This is a genomic window from Nonlabens tegetincola, from assembly GCF_002954355.1.
GTDB classification, from domain to species: Bacteria; Bacteroidota; Bacteroidia; order Flavobacteriales; family Flavobacteriaceae; genus Nonlabens; species Nonlabens tegetincola.
Genome location: NZ_MQVV01000012.1, coordinates 549,087 through 564,220, shown reverse-complemented (window position 1 = coordinate 564,220; position 15,134 = coordinate 549,087). Strand labels below are relative to the sequence as shown.

Annotated in this window: 17 protein-coding genes; 8 read left to right on the top strand and 9 right to left on the bottom strand. The window is 34.7% G+C overall.

The window, feature by feature from the left end:
• Positions 1-123: 123 nt before the first annotated feature.
• Entirely contained in the window at positions 124-1,890 is a 1,767-nt protein-coding gene (locus tag BST93_RS06525) for a Na+/H+ antiporter NhaC family protein (RefSeq protein WP_105018523.1), read from the top strand.
• A 34-nt stretch (positions 1,891-1,924) separates the two neighbouring features.
• Here BST93_RS06525 and BST93_RS06520 read toward each other — a convergent pair whose 3' ends face one another.
• Positions 1,925-3,193 (bottom strand): DEAD/DEAH box helicase, encoded by a 1,269-nt coding sequence (locus tag BST93_RS06520; RefSeq protein ID WP_105018522.1) that lies wholly within the window; start codon positions 3,191-3,193, stop codon positions 1,925-1,927.
• Between the two features lie 242 nt (positions 3,194-3,435).
• Here BST93_RS06520 and BST93_RS06515 point away from each other — a divergent pair, with 242 nt between their 5' ends.
• The 3 genes from BST93_RS06515 to BST93_RS06505 are packed head-to-tail and all read left to right on the top strand — an operon-like array spanning position 3,436 to position 4,672.
• Positions 3,436-4,071, top strand: coding sequence for a peroxiredoxin (locus tag BST93_RS06515; protein WP_085774311.1), 636 nt, complete (start codon positions 3,436-3,438; stop codon positions 4,069-4,071).
• 60 nt (positions 4,072-4,131) lie between these two features.
• Complete coding sequence (locus BST93_RS06510) at positions 4,132-4,443, top strand: thioredoxin family protein (RefSeq protein WP_042279006.1); 312 nt, start codon at positions 4,132-4,134, stop codon at positions 4,441-4,443.
• Positions 4,424-4,672, top strand: a complete 249-nt coding sequence (locus tag BST93_RS06505) for a DUF6952 family protein (protein ID WP_042279005.1) — start codon at positions 4,424-4,426, stop codon at positions 4,670-4,672. Before BST93_RS06510 ends, BST93_RS06505 begins: the two co-directional genes overlap by 20 nt.
• Positions 4,673-4,705: 33 nt before the next feature.
• Here the strand turns inward: BST93_RS06505 and BST93_RS06500 are convergent, their stop codons facing one another.
• On the bottom strand, positions 4,706-5,233 hold the full coding sequence (locus BST93_RS06500; protein ID WP_105018521.1) for a hypothetical protein: 528 nt from the start codon (positions 5,231-5,233) through the stop codon (positions 4,706-4,708).
• Between the two features lie 79 nt (positions 5,234-5,312).
• Here BST93_RS06500 and BST93_RS06495 point away from each other — a divergent pair, with 79 nt between their 5' ends.
• Entirely contained in the window at positions 5,313-6,017 is a 705-nt protein-coding gene (locus tag BST93_RS06495) for a DUF4197 domain-containing protein (RefSeq protein WP_105018520.1), read from the top strand.
• Between the two features lie 241 nt (positions 6,018-6,258).
• On the top strand, positions 6,259-6,459 hold the full coding sequence (locus tag BST93_RS06490; RefSeq protein ID WP_105018519.1) for a hypothetical protein: 201 nt from the start codon (positions 6,259-6,261) through the stop codon (positions 6,457-6,459).
• Between the two features lie 83 nt (positions 6,460-6,542).
• Here BST93_RS06490 and BST93_RS06485 read toward each other — a convergent pair whose 3' ends face one another.
• The 6 genes from BST93_RS06485 to BST93_RS06460 are packed head-to-tail and all read right to left on the bottom strand — an operon-like array spanning position 6,543 to position 12,904.
• Positions 6,543-7,877, bottom strand: a complete 1,335-nt coding sequence (locus tag BST93_RS06485; RefSeq protein WP_105018518.1) for a DUF58 domain-containing protein — start codon at positions 7,875-7,877, stop codon at positions 6,543-6,545.
• Positions 7,877-8,962 (bottom strand): AAA family ATPase, encoded by a 1,086-nt coding sequence (locus tag BST93_RS06480; protein WP_105018517.1) that lies wholly within the window; start codon positions 8,960-8,962, stop codon positions 7,877-7,879. The genes BST93_RS06485 and BST93_RS06480 overlap by 1 nt, the downstream gene beginning before the upstream one ends.
• 4 nt (positions 8,963-8,966) lie before the next feature.
• Positions 8,967-10,256: a DUF4350 domain-containing protein gene (locus BST93_RS06475; protein ID WP_105018516.1), complete on the bottom strand. Its 1,290-nt coding sequence runs from the start codon at positions 10,254-10,256 to the stop codon at positions 8,967-8,969.
• On the bottom strand, positions 10,256-11,020 hold the full coding sequence (locus BST93_RS06470) for a DUF4129 domain-containing protein (RefSeq protein ID WP_105018515.1): 765 nt from the start codon (positions 11,018-11,020) through the stop codon (positions 10,256-10,258). The genes BST93_RS06475 and BST93_RS06470 overlap by 1 nt, the downstream gene beginning before the upstream one ends.
• Positions 11,017-11,955: a hypothetical protein gene (locus tag BST93_RS06465; RefSeq protein ID WP_105018514.1), complete on the bottom strand. Its 939-nt coding sequence runs from the start codon at positions 11,953-11,955 to the stop codon at positions 11,017-11,019. Before BST93_RS06465 ends, BST93_RS06470 begins: the two co-directional genes overlap by 4 nt.
• On the bottom strand, positions 11,924-12,904 hold the full coding sequence (locus BST93_RS06460; RefSeq protein ID WP_105018513.1) for a stage II sporulation protein M: 981 nt from the start codon (positions 12,902-12,904) through the stop codon (positions 11,924-11,926). Before BST93_RS06460 ends, BST93_RS06465 begins: the two co-directional genes overlap by 32 nt.
• Positions 12,905-12,940: 36 nt before the next feature.
• Here BST93_RS06460 and BST93_RS06455 point away from each other — a divergent pair, with 36 nt between their 5' ends.
• Together BST93_RS06455 and BST93_RS06450 are read left to right on the top strand one after the other, a co-directional pair.
• Positions 12,941-13,660 carry an RDD family protein gene (locus BST93_RS06455; protein WP_105018512.1) on the top strand — a complete coding sequence of 240 codons (720 nt, stop codon included), beginning with the start codon at positions 12,941-12,943 and terminating at the stop codon, positions 13,658-13,660.
• On the top strand, positions 13,660-14,274 hold the full coding sequence (locus BST93_RS06450) for a trimeric intracellular cation channel family protein (RefSeq protein ID WP_060522969.1): 615 nt from the start codon (positions 13,660-13,662) through the stop codon (positions 14,272-14,274). Before BST93_RS06455 ends, BST93_RS06450 begins: the two co-directional genes overlap by 1 nt.
• Here the strand turns inward: BST93_RS06450 and BST93_RS06445 are convergent.
• Positions 14,271-15,125 (bottom strand): rhomboid family intramembrane serine protease, encoded by an 855-nt coding sequence (locus BST93_RS06445; RefSeq protein WP_105018511.1) that lies wholly within the window; start codon positions 15,123-15,125, stop codon positions 14,271-14,273. The two genes, BST93_RS06450 and BST93_RS06445, sit on opposite strands and share 4 nt — an antisense overlap.
• Positions 15,126-15,134 lie beyond the last annotated feature (9 nt).

The following is a 15,134-nucleotide window of genomic DNA, read 5'->3' as shown; positions in this document are numbered from 1 at the left end:
ATGGTGTTGCCTCTATGTACTGGATAAGGTAAGTTACATATTACGCTTTCGCGAAAGCGTGATATACAATTACCCATTTAATAGTATATTGCGACGTAACTACCTAAAAACTGAATAACGTTTATGGAAAGCCAAAACATCAATCAAGAAGACGAAAAAATTATTGAAAACAGAGAATTAAGCATTTTTGAGGCACTTATTCCTGTTATTGCGCTTGTGCTCATGCTAGCTGTAAACGTGTACTTGTACGGTGATAATTCACTAGGTGGTAGTAATCAATTTGTTCTTTTACTAGGAGCTGCCGTTGCAGGAATTGTAGGCTCTTTTAATGGAGTGAGTTATAAGAAAATGGTTGAAGAAGTAGCACAGAATATAAAATCTACTACTGGAGCCATTTTAATATTATTAATGGTAGGTGCTCTTGCCGGTACATGGCTATTGAGTGGTATTATCCCTACTATGATTTATTACGGACTGGACTTGCTTAATCCATCTATATTCTTAACTGCTTGCGTTATTATTTGTGCGGTTATTTCCATTTCTACTGGTAGTAGCTGGACCACGAGTGCCACAGTTGGTATCGCCTTAATAGGAATTGCAGGCGCTCTAGATATAAGTGCTGGGATGACAGCTGGTGCTGTTCTCAGTGGTGCTTACTTTGGCGATAAGTTAAGCCCATTAAGCGACACCACTAACCTTGCCCCAGCCATGGCAGGAACCGACTTATTTACTCATATTAAGTATATGACTTATACGACTGTTCCTACCATATTAGTCACTTTGTTCGTCTTTATGTTTATCGGATTTACAATAGATAGTGCTGGCGATGTGGATGTAAGCGAGTATCAAGCAGCTATTGATGCTACGTTTAATACTTCGGCGTGGTTATTTCTAGTTCCGATTATTGTTATTGCGATGATTGTTAAAAAGGTATCACCGCTTATTGCTTTACTTCTAGGAACTTTACTCGCAGGTGTATTTGCTTTAATCTTTCAAAACCACATCGTTTATGAAAACGGTTTAAAATATCAAATTACAGAAATTCAAGACGAATTTAAATCCTATGTGGAATGGGATAACACTAGTAGCAACAACTTTCAAAACCCAGGCACTTATACACTTCAACCTGTTGAAGATAGCGATGTGGTATTAAGTGAACCTGTTGTGTTTAATTTACCCAGCGGCGGTGAAAATGATTCCTTTACTACCAATAAAACAGTAACCATACTAAAGGATGACGTTGAACTAGGTACACTAGAGCTATCTGCAGTGCCTACTGGATATGCTGCTACAGCTTATTTTGCTATTATGGATGCAATTACAGTTTCTACCAGTGTAGATCCAATTACCAATAATACTAAAATCAAGGACAAGTTGACTGGACTATTTGAAGGAAAAGGTATGGAAAGTATGCTAGGCACCATTTGGTTGATTGTTTGTGCAATGGTATTTGGTGGAGTAATGGACGCTATAGGAGCATTGGCTAGAATTAGTCGCGCATTGCTTCAATTATTCGATTCTGTATTCGGATTATTTGCTAGTACTGTTGTGAGTTGTCTTGCTATTAATGTAACTGCAAGTGATCAATATCTAGCTCTTGTCGTACCTGGAAAAATGTATGCCAAAGCCTATAAGGACAAAGGACTGGCGCCAGAAAACCTATCACGTACTCTTGAAGATTCTGGAACTGTTACAAGTGTACTTATACCATGGAACACTTGCGGTGCATACCAAAGCTCAACCTTAGGAGTTGATGTTAAAGACTATTTTGTATATGCCATTTTTAACTGGTTATCTCCTTTTATGACCTTACTATTTGCGGCTTTTAGAATTAAAATCCGTCAATTAACTGGCAAACAACCTACCTTAGATACCATTGGTGAAGATTAAAAAAAACCTACACATTTGTGTAGGTTTTTTTTGTTTAATTACGTTTTGGACCTTTAGGATTTTTATTGCGATTAGAACGTGAAGAATTATTCTTGTTCCTATTTGAAGAACTGCGCTTGCCGTTGTTCTTACGACCTCTCTGCTGTGGTTTAGGCTTTTCAGTAGGCGCATTAGGATCTGGTTCATAACCTTCTATAATTTCAAAATCGAATCGTTGATCTAGGAGTTTTTCAATTCCCTTTACGTAAGAAACCTCATCACCAGCTACTAGAGAAATTGCCTGTCCACTAGCGCCTGCTCTACCTGTACGACCTATCCTATGAACATAATCTTCGGGCACATTAGGCAGCTCATAATTGATCACATAAGGTAATAATGGGATATCTAATCCACGAGCAGCAATATCAGTTGCCACTAAAACTCTAACACTAGAGTCTTTAAATCCAGCTAGCGCTCTTGTACGAGCACCTTGACTTTTGTTACCATGTATAGCAGCTGCAGTTACTTTGGATTTGTTCAATTTTTCAGCAAGTCTGTTTGCTCTATGTTTAGTACGAGTAAACACCAGAACCTGTGACCAATTTCCTTCGGTTATCATATCGATTAACACGTCTTGCTTCTGTTTAGTATCAACTCTATACATGAGTTGATCTACTTTTTCGGCAGTAGTATTTTCAGGAGTTGCTTCTACTAACACTGGATTATTGAGGAAACTAGCTGCTAGTTTTTTTATTTCTTTTGAAAATGTAGCTGAGAATAATAAGTTTTGCCTTTTTACTGGCAGCAAGGCTAGTATACGTTTTATGTCTCTTAGAAATCCCATATCCAACATACGGTCTGCCTCGTCTAGAACTAAGGTTTCTACTTGATTAAGTTTTAAGAAACCTTGATTATTAAGATCGATCAATCGTCCTGGAGTAGCAACAAGAACATCAACACCTTTTTTAAGTAAATCAACTTGAGGATTCTGATTAACTCCGCCAAAAATAACAGCACTACGTACGTTTAAAAACTCACTGTACTCTTTTACATTATCATATACTTGAGCAGCAAGTTCTCTTGTTGGAGTTAAAATAAGAGCTCGCACTGGTCTCTTTTTTGATTTAGATTCTCCTAATCTATGTAGCAATGGAAGTGTAAATCCAGCTGTTTTTCCGGTACCCGTTTGTGCACTGGCTAGAACATCCTTTCCTTGTAATACTTGTGGTATAGCTTTTTCCTGAATGGGAGAAGGCTGTGAGTATCCTTTTTTGTCGATCGCTTTCAACAAGGCAGCAGATAAGCCTAAATCTTTAAATAACATATAGGGTAATTACCATTGATATCATTAAAATGAATATCAACTTTAGAATAACTGCAAAGGTAGTCTATTATAACTGTTAGAATTTCACCTTTAAGAAAATAAGTTACAATTATTATTTTGATTTGACACCATAAGGAAACTCTATAATCATATATTGATATAAGATAAAAAAAATCACGCTTTCGCGAAAGCGTAACTTAAATTTGTCTTATCAAAAATCAATTAATTTTTAAATATAAAAAATGGCATTTGTAGGTAAACAATTTCCAAACATCGACGTTGACGCGATGAACGAAATGGGAGACACTTTTAAATTAAATGTACTTGAAGAGGCAAAGAATAAAGGAAAAAAAGTCCTTTTATTTTGGTACCCAAAAGACTTTACTTTTGTTTGTCCAACGGAATTACATGCATTCCAAGAGGCTCTAGGAGAATTTGAAAAAAGAAACACTGTAGTTATTGGTGCTTCATGTGATACTCCAGAGGTACACTTTGCTTGGTTAAACACTCCAAAAGATGATGGTGGTATTGAAGGTGTAACATACCCAATCCTTGCAGATTCAAATCGTAATCTTTCTGGTACATTAGACATTCTAGATGTTGAAGTAGAATATAATGAGGATCTAGATGATCACGTACTTGTAGGTGATAATGTAACATATAGAGCTACTTACCTTATCGACGAAGAAGGAACAGTATTCCATGAAGGAATCAATCACATGCCTGTAGGTCGTAATGTAAATGAGTTTTTACGTTTAATCGATGCATACTCTCACGTACAGAAAAACGGTGAAGTATGTCCTGCAAACTGGGAAGAAGGTAAAACAGCGATGACTGCAAACCGTAAAGGAACTGCAGAATACTTTTCTCAAAACTAAAAATTAAATACAAGCGCTTGTAACTACAAAAGTGATTACAAGCGCTTTTAAAAAATTGTTATGCAAACTTTAGATCAAGATAATTTACAAGAAATTGTAGGTAACAACGACAAGGTTGTTGTGCAGTACATGGCGAGCTGGTGCGGAAACTGCAGGTTAATGAAACCAAAATTTAAAAAACTATCTGCCGAAAATGAAGACACTGTTTTTATACTAGTTGATGCAGAAAAGTTTCCTGAATCAAGAAAATTAGCTACCGTGGACAACTTGCCTACCTTTGCTACTTTTAAAGGTGGAAGTTTTGTAAACCAAGTACAAACTAACAAATTTGAAAACCTTAAAGACCTAGTAAATGAAGTTACCAGTAATTAGACATTTACAAAAAGGAACTACCCCAGAACAGCTAGAAGCTACACTGGAAGTATTAGAACATTTTTCTGAACATCGATCAGTAACAGATGAGGAAATGGATGTGGTAGGTGAACTTATCACTAATATATGTGGAGCACTTGAGGTCCATGCAAATGTAGAACAAGGAATGTCAGGTGTTGAAGCTGCCAATGCCTTTGCCCAAAAAGTTATGGGTTCTATAGATCAATGATAAAAAGCACCTAAAGCAAGGTGCTTTTTTTATTTAATTAATACGCATGTAAGTTGCGGTGACAAAATCTGCTTGAGAGTGTCCTTCTTCACCTAGAATAGCAGATGATTCAGCATCCTTTTGAAGTAACACTAAATCGCCGTTGATATCATTGCCTAAGGCTGTTTTCTTTGTCCTAGATCCATTTACGAATATTAAGGGTATCACGTAACTACCTTTTCTTATAACAAAAAGCTTATCTTTTAATTTTCCTTTGAGTATTAATGAATCTTGAGGGATTTTATTTTCAAAAAGTACAGCTTTAATCCTATTATCGCCTTCCATTTTAAGTCCTACCGTACTTAAAGTTGAGCCTATCTGATTTTTTGAATTGTCATGAAAACATAGATCTTTCCATAAGCTGTTTTGTGTATCGCCTGGAACCCTATTTTGATATTCTGCTTCAAACGTATTTTTATTGAAATACATGATATCAGTTGATGTACGCTTACTTAATTCCTGAGTGGAATAACATGATGAAATAAAGGCAATAAGCACAAATAGAGTAATTTTTTTAATCATGGTATTTTGGTTTTAAAAGAAGTATCAAAGATGATGCCCAAAATCATGGCTAATTGTATCTTTATAAAAATTATTTATCATGAAAAGATTCTCTTTAATCTTTGCTTTACTACTAGTAGTTAGTAGCTGTAAAACACTTCAAGATATCGCCAACAACCTACCACAAGGAGGCGCTTTATCTCAAGCCGAAATTGGAAACGGACTAAGAGCTGCACTAGATCAAGGAATTGATAAAGAAGTAACTAAACTCATGCAGAAGGATGGGTTTTACAGGAATGAAGCAGTCAAAATTTTATTACCAGATGAACTGCAAAAAGTAGATAAAGGCTTGCGTAAAATAGGTTTAAGCTCCATAGCAGATGAAGGTTTGAAGTTATTAAATCGTGCTGCCGAAGATGCTACTAAAGAAGCCTTACCCATCTTTACCAATGCGGTAAAGGAAATTACTTTTAACGATGCTAAAAATATACTATTAGGTGATGATAGGGCTGCTACCAGTTATCTAGAAGCTAAAACAACTGAAGAGTTAAGAGCGAAGTTTAGTCCGGTAATTCAAAATAATTTAGGCAAGGTAGGAGCTACAGACTTATGGTCAAATGCGATTACCAAATACAACTCTTTACCACTTACTGATGATGTTAACCCAGATCTTACTCAATATGTAACTGAAAAAGCTCTAGAAGGAGTTTTCAAAATGATTGCACAAGAAGAACTACAAATAAGAAATAAAGTAAGTTCACGTAGTACTGACCTTTTAAAACGAGTATTTGCTTTGCAAGACTAGACTTAATAGTAATTTAACCCTAACATGTTACTGATTTTACATCACTTTTTAAGAATGGATATAATTTTACAGTATCAATGTTAAGGGAAAACATTTTTAAGGGGAAAGAAACCAGGTCTTAATTGATCTGGTTTTTTGTTTAGTCATCTTTTTAAGTTTCAAACAAAATATTAAGTTTTCCTTGTATACGTTTAACTTAATCGCAAGAGTACTGAATTGCAATATTTTATAATATTGTTATATGGATTCAGGAAAGGAGATAGAACGAGTTAAAAAACAAATTGAGATAAAGGAAAAACATTATACTCAATTAATAAGTAAAGCATTCAAGGTTGCCCCAAAAGATCGTAAATGGAGTGAACGGCTATGTTCCATTGCAAAAGAACTTAAAAACGACATACAGCAATTAAGAATTAAAATGGAGCAGTATCAAGAAGTATAATCATAAAAACCTTATAACAATTACTCGCGTTAACAACAGTAATTTTTAACTAATCAATTTCTCCAACTAGTCGCATCCTCCTGTTATAGTAATCCTCTAGCCTTAATCTCCAAGTACTTATTGATCGTGTTTATGGTAAGATGTTGAGGTTCCGTAAGGATCGTTTGAATACCAAATTTGTTTAATTCATTAACAATAAGCTTCTTTTCGTAAGCAAATTTTTGAGCTATTGTTTTGTCAAAGATTTCTTGTGTGGTAGTTGCTTCTTTATCTGTAAGCTCCCTTAGTTCAGTATTTTCAAAGAAGATTACAACAAGCAAGTGACTTTTTGCTATTGCCTGCAAATAAGGTAATTGTCGATACAACGCATCTAAGGTTTCAAAGTTGGTATAGAGTAGTAATAAACTGCGTTGGGTAATTGACCTTTTGATATCTATATAAAGACGAGAAAAATCACTTTCCTTAAAATCAGTATCCAAGTTATACAAGGTTTCCAAAATCAAGTTCATTTGTGAGGCCTTTTTTTGAGCCATTACTTGATTATCTACCTTATTTGAAAAGGAAAACATGCCAGCTTTATCTCCTTTTTTAAGAGCAATATTTGATATTACTAAAGTAGCATTAAGAGCGTAATCTACTAATTTGAGCCCTTCGAAAGGCATTTTCATGACTCTACCCTTATCGATAACAGAATATACAGGTTGTGCTTTTTCGTCCTGATATTGATTTACCATTAATTGACTGCGTTTTGCACTAGCTTTCCAATTAATGTTTCTCACATCATCGCCATTCACATACTCTTTTATTTGTTCAAACTCCATCGTGTGCCCTATTCTCCTTATTTTCTTCATCCCAAAATCAATAAGTCGATTGCTAAAAGCCATCAACTCATACTTACGCATTTGTAAAAATGAAGGATAACAAGGTATCATTACTTCTTGATTGAACACATATCTTCTACTAACGAGTCCCAATATGGTGTGCACGTGAATATTAAGGCCACCGTAATAATACTCACCGCGATCAACCGGTCTTACTGTATAGGTATAGTCTGTAGAATTTCCATTTTTTAAAAATCCTTTTATCTCAAAATCCCTTTTTTGAAATTGAATAGGCAATTCATCTATTACTCTTATATGAACAGGAAATGTATATTGATTAGTTACTTTAATTTGAACTGGATTGTCGTCACTATTGGATAGTTTATCAGGAACTGCTCTCAACGCTGTAACACCTGTTTTATTAAGATACAAAGAGAGTGTATCAATAATTGTAAGACCTATCAAACAATAAAAAGCAAAAATGATATAGTCTAACCATCTGGTAAAGAAAAAGCTTATTACAAAAGCAATTACTAGACCAGCTAGGATAAAAAACAGTCGTTGCCTTAGAAAGAAATTTTTATAAAATCGTTTCACTATCTAGGGATCTCAATGCTGTCTATGATTTGTTCAACCACCTTATCTGTGGTAAAACCTTCCATTTCTCTTTCAGGAGTCAAAATAATACGATGCCTCAATACCGATTTTGATATATACTTGATATCGTCTGGTGTAACAAAATCACGACCCATTATTGCTGCATATGCTTTTGATCCATTCATAATAGCAATACTTGCTCTAGGAGAAGCTCCTAAATACAGGTTAGGGTTTTCTCGTGTGTTTAATGTTATTTGAGCTATATACCTGATAAGGTTATCCTCGATGATGATTTTTTTGATCGTATTTTGATACTCTGTTATTTTATCTGCCGTGAGTACAGGCTCTATTAAAGATTCAGGATCCTTATCAACTCGATTATGATTACCTAGTAGTATACTTATCTCGTCTTGAAGATTAGGGTAATTCACATTGATCTTGAAAAGGAATCTGTCCAATTGCGCCTCTGGCAATCTATAGGTTCCTTCTTGTTCTACAGGATTTTGAGTAGCAAATACTAAAAATGGCGCATTTAAACTATACTCTTTGCCATCTATAGTAACTTGACGTTCTGCCATGGCTTCAAATAACGCTGCCTGTGTTTTAGCAGGTGCTCGGTTTATTTCATCAATCAAAATAATGTTGGAAAATATCGGACCTGGCTTGAATTCAAATTCGTTATTTTTCATCGAAAACACACTAGTACCTAAAATATCACTTGGCATTAAATCGGGTGTAAATTGAATTCTCGAAAAGTTTACTCTCATCGTTTTGGCTAATAACTTAGCCGTTACAGTTTTTGCTACTCCTGGAACTCCTTCTATCAAGGAATGCCCGTTGGCTAGAATAGAAACAATAAGTAAATCGATCATTTCTTCCTGCCCGATGATTACTTTACGCAGTTCAGCTTTAATTCTATTAATTGCCAGAGCTACTTCTCCTAGATCTAATCTGTTTGAAAAGGTAGCTGGTTGTGATGGTTCCGCTTTCGCGAAAGCGTTATCCAAACGATCTACGTGCTGCTCAACAGGTTGTGATCCAGATGAAGAATCGTTAGATGATTGTGGTGATTGATGATCTTCCATATATTTATTTTAAGAAAGCGTCTATTTGGTCGTTAAGTTGCTTTAATTCGTATTTATTGTGAACTCCTTTACCCATAAGATATCCAAGGAATTGAACAAATTGAGTGGTTTCTTCCAGTGATTTCCCTGTTTTCACAGATAGTTTTTTAATAAATTGTTGATCTAATTTATCTGTCGGAATGTAATAATGTGAACGCACGTGCTCTAGAAAAAAGCGTATTTTTTTTGACACAATCGAGCTGTAATCAGACTTCTCTAAATACATATTACTTATTGTCCTAGTGAAGCTAAGTGTGCTGTTTTCTAATGGCTCTACCACAGGAACAGCTCTTTGTTCACGTTTTGACTTAAAAAGAAAATATAGCAGTATACTTCCTAGCGCTAGATACCAGGCCCATCGCAGGTGAACGTTACTTAATATAAACCTCAATGGACTTTCAATGATTCGTTTACCAGCCTTACCATAATCGTCAAAGAAAACAGGTCCGTCGTTCATGTAGGACATTACCTCGGCGATATATTGTTCTTTACCATCTTGTAACATGTAGTAATTGGTAAAAGCAATTGGATTAAGGTGATGGTATATGGCCCCATCACCTACTTTAGTCTCAATAAAATTTGCTTGCGGAATTTCTCTCTCTTTACTTACTATTTTACTGTCTTCAAGTACTTTGGTAAAGGTGCTGTCTGATTCGTTTTCGGAATTTTCAATAAAATTTTTGAGATATCCTTTTATAGGTTCAAAGGGAAGAACCTCTCCTAATACTTGTGTTCGGGTTGTATCGTAACTCACAAAATATCGATAACTACTACCCTTTTTATAAATGTAACTGCGGTTTTTAAAGGACTGATTATTTAACCGTACTCTTACTGTATCCTCTTCATAATAAGCATAAGTATCGTTAGATTCAATGTTTAAAGTATCGGCAAGAGCTCCAAAAACACTTTTTGTAGAAATAAAAATTTTATTACCGCGACTAGCAAATTCTAAAAGGTCATCAACCTCAGAATTATCAAACCCTAAATACTCATTAATAAACAGGTAATTAGAATTTGTAACTGAGTCATTTTCTTTTAAAAACTGAACAGGATCCTTATCGATTGCTTGAACTTTTTCATCGACAAATAAGTCATCTAACTGATCATAAAATACATAACTACCGAAAGGTATTTTATCATAACTTGTATAACTAGGCTTCCAGTTCAACGGTGGTGGTGCAGCTGTTTCTATCACTAAAACCGCAAGGACTAGCAGACCAAAAAGAATGAGTAATCTTTTACTTTTTTTATCCATTAAGCATTTGCTTTTTTAAGTAAATTAAAATCCTCTAAAGCCTTTTCATAATTAGATTGATCTATAGAAAACTCTCCGTACCATACGTAATCATACCAATTTGAAACTCTTTTAAAATAAGTTTTATTTTCTTGATCCTGGATCTCCCGGTAGTACTCTGAATTGGTTTTTTGAAAATCCCATTCAATAACACCTCTTTCACTTAGCATTTTAAGTGCTAGTAAATATTGATATCTAATTGCGCTGCGGTAATCTGATGCAGCAATACTATCTTTTATTAATGTGGTAAAATCAATATCTGTAATATGTGTATCTTCTAGAGAAACGCTGGGCCCATCAGAAGATCGAGATTTACCCAATAGAGATGATGGCTTTTCTGTACCTAAAAATCGAATAGAAAAATATAGTACTACACCTATTATAAGTGCGTAAAAAGTATATTCTATAATTTTTGCTGTTAAAGGTGATATTTCAAAACCAAAGAGATCCCGTAAACCTTCCAAAACCCACGATAAAAATCGTCGGAATATATTGGAGTCGCTACCTTGAACTCGTTGGTATTCAAACTCGGCACTATCGTAAATCTTTGATAGCTCTTCCTTATAATGTTTAGGTTTAATCTCCCGATTGTCGTAATTGCGATCTAATGTGTCTACAATTTTATTAGGCTGCAATTCGATATCTTTAATAATATCTTGTATATCCTGACCGTAAACTAGGAAAGAATTAATCAATGCTAATATGACAAAGATCAGTTTTCTCATACGCTTAATTCATCTAAACGTTCTACACGGGTTTTAAGATAAACATTGTATTTGGACTCGTGTAAATTGAGGTAAATAAACCCAAAAATGAACATGGAAATAAAAGTTACTAATATACCCGATATACTATTGAGACCATAAAAAAGAAAGCTTAGAGCTTCAATGAAAAAATCATTTTGTAGTTCAATGTTATCCAGGTTTGAATTCATAGAATAGAATCCGATTAACATAGCAGGCAATATTTGAAAAAGAATACTAAGTATGTATAAAACTACAAGAGCTACAAACGAAGTAAAAAATGCTTTCCAAAATTTAAAAAATAAGAGTTGCCAACCTCGACCCATGGCATCAGTCATGCTTATCTCATCGGTATACGCATAACAAAAAACACTTAAGCCTATCCAAGTAAAGTAAGTGATAATTAATCCTGCAAAGGCAAAAAGTCCTAGTATTGGTATGAAAATCATTATAACTCCTACAATAGCAACAGGTATCACACAAATTGCCCCTAAAAACAGAATTACAAAACTGCCTAACATTTTTCCTAAGGCTCTTTTGAATACTAGTTTCTTTTCGGGTGTACCGCCTTGCTCCTCATATAGTTTCATGTAAGAGCCAGCCAAAGATGAATTTAAAATATAGATTAAAGCGGTAAGTACATAGGTAGCAAGTGTCCCTATCAAGGTAACAGCATTATTTTGCTGAGCATTTTCTAGTAAATAACCATCCAGATTTCCTGTAGAAATAGCCACAATACTGGAAATACCAGCATCTACGATGTAATTAGTAAGAAACAGTAAAATGATTAAAACAAAATTGTAGGTGATAAATACACTGAACAATGATTTAGATTCTGCCTTTAAAAAATCCACAAAGGCTGTAAGTATCCCGCTAAAATCCCTGTTAATTCTGGGTTCTATGTAAGTCTTGCTCATTTTTTCTTTTTACAAATTGTGGGTAAAAACCATAATACCAAATAATAATAGCTGCACTTATTGCGATGATAATCCAATTTAACACAGGTGGCATAAATGCATATCTCGTTATAAAACCTTCTATAAATCCTGCTGTTATAAATAAGGGTATTGTACTTATGACTACCTTGAGTCCTGCTTTGGCGGCAACAATAAACGACCTACGACGTTCGTAAGTACCAGGAAATAAAATACCATTACCTAGTATTATTCCTGCTGCACCACAAACTACTATTACTGATAATTCTATTGTCCCGTGTAACATTATCACTCGCCACGAATCAAGACTAACTCCTTCTTGATAAAACATCGTAAAGAATGCTCCTACCATAATACCGTTAGTAAGAATGACATACAATGCACCCAGAGAAGTAAGTAAACCCAAAGCAAAACATAACATGCCAACTCTAATGTTATTTATGGTGATTCCTAAAAACATAGAGCCTTCTCCACTATTTTGATAAATGGCAGTTGGGTTACCGTTTTCTATATTTTCCAAAGTTTGATTCACATACGCATCTGACAATATTAATCTTACAAAACTATCGTCATTAAGCGTACTAATTGTCCCGATGAAAATTGCTATTAAAAAAGCTCCTACAGCGTATAAGAATTCCTTTTGATAACTAGAAAAGAATAGAGGAAAATCGTGAAAAAAGAATTTAATAATAGAATTTCTACTTTCTTTTTTGTTTTTATAGATTTTCTGATGGGCTTGACTAGCTAGTGAATTTAAATATTTTAGAGTACTGGAATTAGGGTAATAGGTTTGAGCATAAGCCAAGTCGTTGGTTAATTGAATATACAAATTGGAAAGATGATCGGGTGTTAATGAAACTTTTGCGTCCATAGCCCTTTCAAACTCAATCCATTTTTCCTTATTTTGCTTGACAAAAGCTGCCTCGCGCATAGCTTATAATTTTTACAGCTATAAACTTATTAAAGTATGTCTAACACTGCAATAAATACAGCACAAAATGTGAATATAGAATACGTATACGCCGGATTAGGCAAACGTATTTTAGCATTTATTATCGATGCACTGGTGCTATTTGCATATATAATTATACTAACTTTTACCGTTTACCGCGCTATTAGTGTGTTAGACGGAGACAACAATATAGGTGCATATGAGCTTTCCATGATCCCCATTTTTATATATAGCCTTATAATGCATATTATCTTTAATGGTCGCACGGTAGGAAAATTTATAATGGGCATTAAAGTAGTTAAAGAGGATGGTTCTCCTGCAAGATGGAGCGATTTTATTGTTAGATGGATTGTAAGATTGGTTGACTTATGGCTTTTTATGTTCACAGTAGGTACAGTTTCAATTCTCCTAACTGATAAACAGCAACGATTAGGAGACATGATGGCTAAAACAATTGTTATAAACACCAGAAAATCAGTCAACATTTCTCATACAATTCTACAAGAAGTAGATGAAGGGTATCAACCTATTTTTCTCAATGCACACTTACTTTCTGATATTCAGGCAAATGAAATAAAAGAAATCTACAGACTAGCTGGTCAAAGTCGTGATTACAACGTTTTACATCAGCTTCGTTTAAAAATTGAAAGCATACTTCAAATTAAAAGCGACCTCAAAGATGGACAATTCGTACGTACTGTATTAAAAGATTATTTTCACTTAACATCAAAATAATGACGGTTGTTGAAATTGTAGACATTCTAGGAACCGTCGCGTTTGCCATATCTGGTGCAAGTGCAGCAATGCGACGCAAACTAGATCCCTTTGGCGTAATTATCGTTTCCTTTGCAACTGCAGCTGGTGGCGGTACAATTAGAGATGTACTTGTAGGAATTGAACCCGTATCATGGATGACAAATCCCAATTTAATATACACGATTTTAATCAGCGTGTTTATATCATTTTTATTTAGAAGATACCTAGTTAAAATAAGCAAAACCTTATTTCTCTTTGACGCTATTGGTATAGGTTTATACACTGTTGTAGGTGTAGAAATAGGAATAACTGCAGGTTTGCCGCCTCTTATTTGTGTTACCTTAGGATGTATAACCGCGTGTTTTGGTGGAGTCCTTAGAGATGTATTACTTAATAAAATACCAGTTCTCTTCCGTCGTAATATATACGCAACAGCCTGTATTATAGGAGGATTTATGTATTTTGGACTTAAAAAATTAGGAGTTCCAGCAGCTTGGACTTTTCCTAGCGCTGCTATTACCGTAATACTTATCAGGTTACTAGCGGTTACTTATAAAATTGAGCTACCTAGTCCTTACAAGGTAAAATCTTAATCTTGACTTGCTCTAAAAAGCACATCTTTTTCTTTTTTAGATAAACTATCATAACCAGATTCCTTTATCTTATCTAAAATAGCGTCAATCTCTGATTGATTGGGCTTTTGAGAGTTTTTGACTTTGTTTTTACTGCGGTATACGGTCTTCATTTTACTTGAATTTGGCTTACTAGAAGATCTATCGAACCAACCTTTTATGGTATCTATTACGACTGCAATAGGGTCCATGATCATGTTACCTTGTTTCGCTTTCGCGGAAGCGTATAAACCAACGGCTGTACCTGCCAGATGAGCAAGAGATCCACCACGATTGTAACCAGAAGTAACGCCTATTAATTCAATTGCCAGTAAGGCATATCCTATATACTTTAATTTAAAAGTAAAGCTGAGTACTCGTATATCTTGTTCAGCAAAGTAATGAAAGATAAAAAAAAGTATCGCGTAAACACCAGCACTTGCTCCTACTATCCCACCTTTATTAAAAAAATAAGGCGCAATCGAGGTGCCTAAAGTAAAGCTTAAAGCCCCAGCAAGGACTCCTAAAATAAAAAGAGCAATAAAATGCCTAGACTTAAATAGGTTCAAAAAATACCTGCCACCATAATACAGGCCGATTGCATTACCCACAAAATGTAAAATACTAGAATGAATAAACGCGTAAGTAATGGCACTCCAAGGTTGAAACAACGGTTGTTTCCATCCCGATGGATATACCAAATAGTTATAAGCAGGGACAGAAATCTTACCAATCAACCAAATTGATAGGCTTGAAATAAGTAATACCACAATGAGTTTACCCGATGTGTCAAATCCAGAATAACGTCTTTTAAAATCGTTGATAAAGTCCATCTTTTAAGA

Coding starts and splice junctions, on each gene's coding strand:
- BST93_RS06500 (WP_105018521.1), bottom strand. CDS start 5,233: ATGATTAAAAAAATTACTCTATTTGTGCTTATTGCCTTTATTTCATCA.
- BST93_RS06455 (WP_105018512.1), top strand. CDS start 12,941: ATGTCTAACACTGCAATAAATACAGCACAAAATGTGAATATAGAATAC.
- BST93_RS06450 (WP_060522969.1), top strand. CDS start 13,660: ATGACGGTTGTTGAAATTGTAGACATTCTAGGAACCGTCGCGTTTGCC.
- BST93_RS06495 (WP_105018520.1), top strand. CDS start 5,313: ATGAAAAGATTCTCTTTAATCTTTGCTTTACTACTAGTAGTTAGTAGC.
- BST93_RS06460 (WP_105018513.1), bottom strand. CDS start 12,904: ATGCGCGAGGCAGCTTTTGTCAAGCAAAATAAGGAAAAATGGATTGAG.
- BST93_RS06480 (WP_105018517.1), bottom strand. CDS start 8,962: ATGGAAGATCATCAATCACCACAATCATCTAACGATTCTTCATCTGGA.
- BST93_RS06510 (WP_042279006.1), top strand. CDS start 4,132: ATGCAAACTTTAGATCAAGATAATTTACAAGAAATTGTAGGTAACAAC.
- BST93_RS06520 (WP_105018522.1), bottom strand. CDS start 3,193: ATGTTATTTAAAGATTTAGGCTTATCTGCTGCCTTGTTGAAAGCGATC.
- BST93_RS06445 (WP_105018511.1), bottom strand. CDS start 15,125: ATGGACTTTATCAACGATTTTAAAAGACGTTATTCTGGATTTGACACA.
- BST93_RS06505 (WP_042279005.1), top strand. CDS start 4,424: ATGAAGTTACCAGTAATTAGACATTTACAAAAAGGAACTACCCCAGAA.
- BST93_RS06470 (WP_105018515.1), bottom strand. CDS start 11,020: ATGAGAAAACTGATCTTTGTCATATTAGCATTGATTAATTCTTTCCTA.
- BST93_RS06515 (WP_085774311.1), top strand. CDS start 3,436: ATGGCATTTGTAGGTAAACAATTTCCAAACATCGACGTTGACGCGATG.
- BST93_RS06465 (WP_105018514.1), bottom strand. CDS start 11,955: ATGAGCAAGACTTACATAGAACCCAGAATTAACAGGGATTTTAGCGGG.
- BST93_RS06525 (WP_105018523.1), top strand. CDS start 124: ATGGAAAGCCAAAACATCAATCAAGAAGACGAAAAAATTATTGAAAAC.
- BST93_RS06475 (WP_105018516.1), bottom strand. CDS start 10,256: ATGGATAAAAAAAGTAAAAGATTACTCATTCTTTTTGGTCTGCTAGTC.
- BST93_RS06490 (WP_105018519.1), top strand. CDS start 6,259: ATGGATTCAGGAAAGGAGATAGAACGAGTTAAAAAACAAATTGAGATA.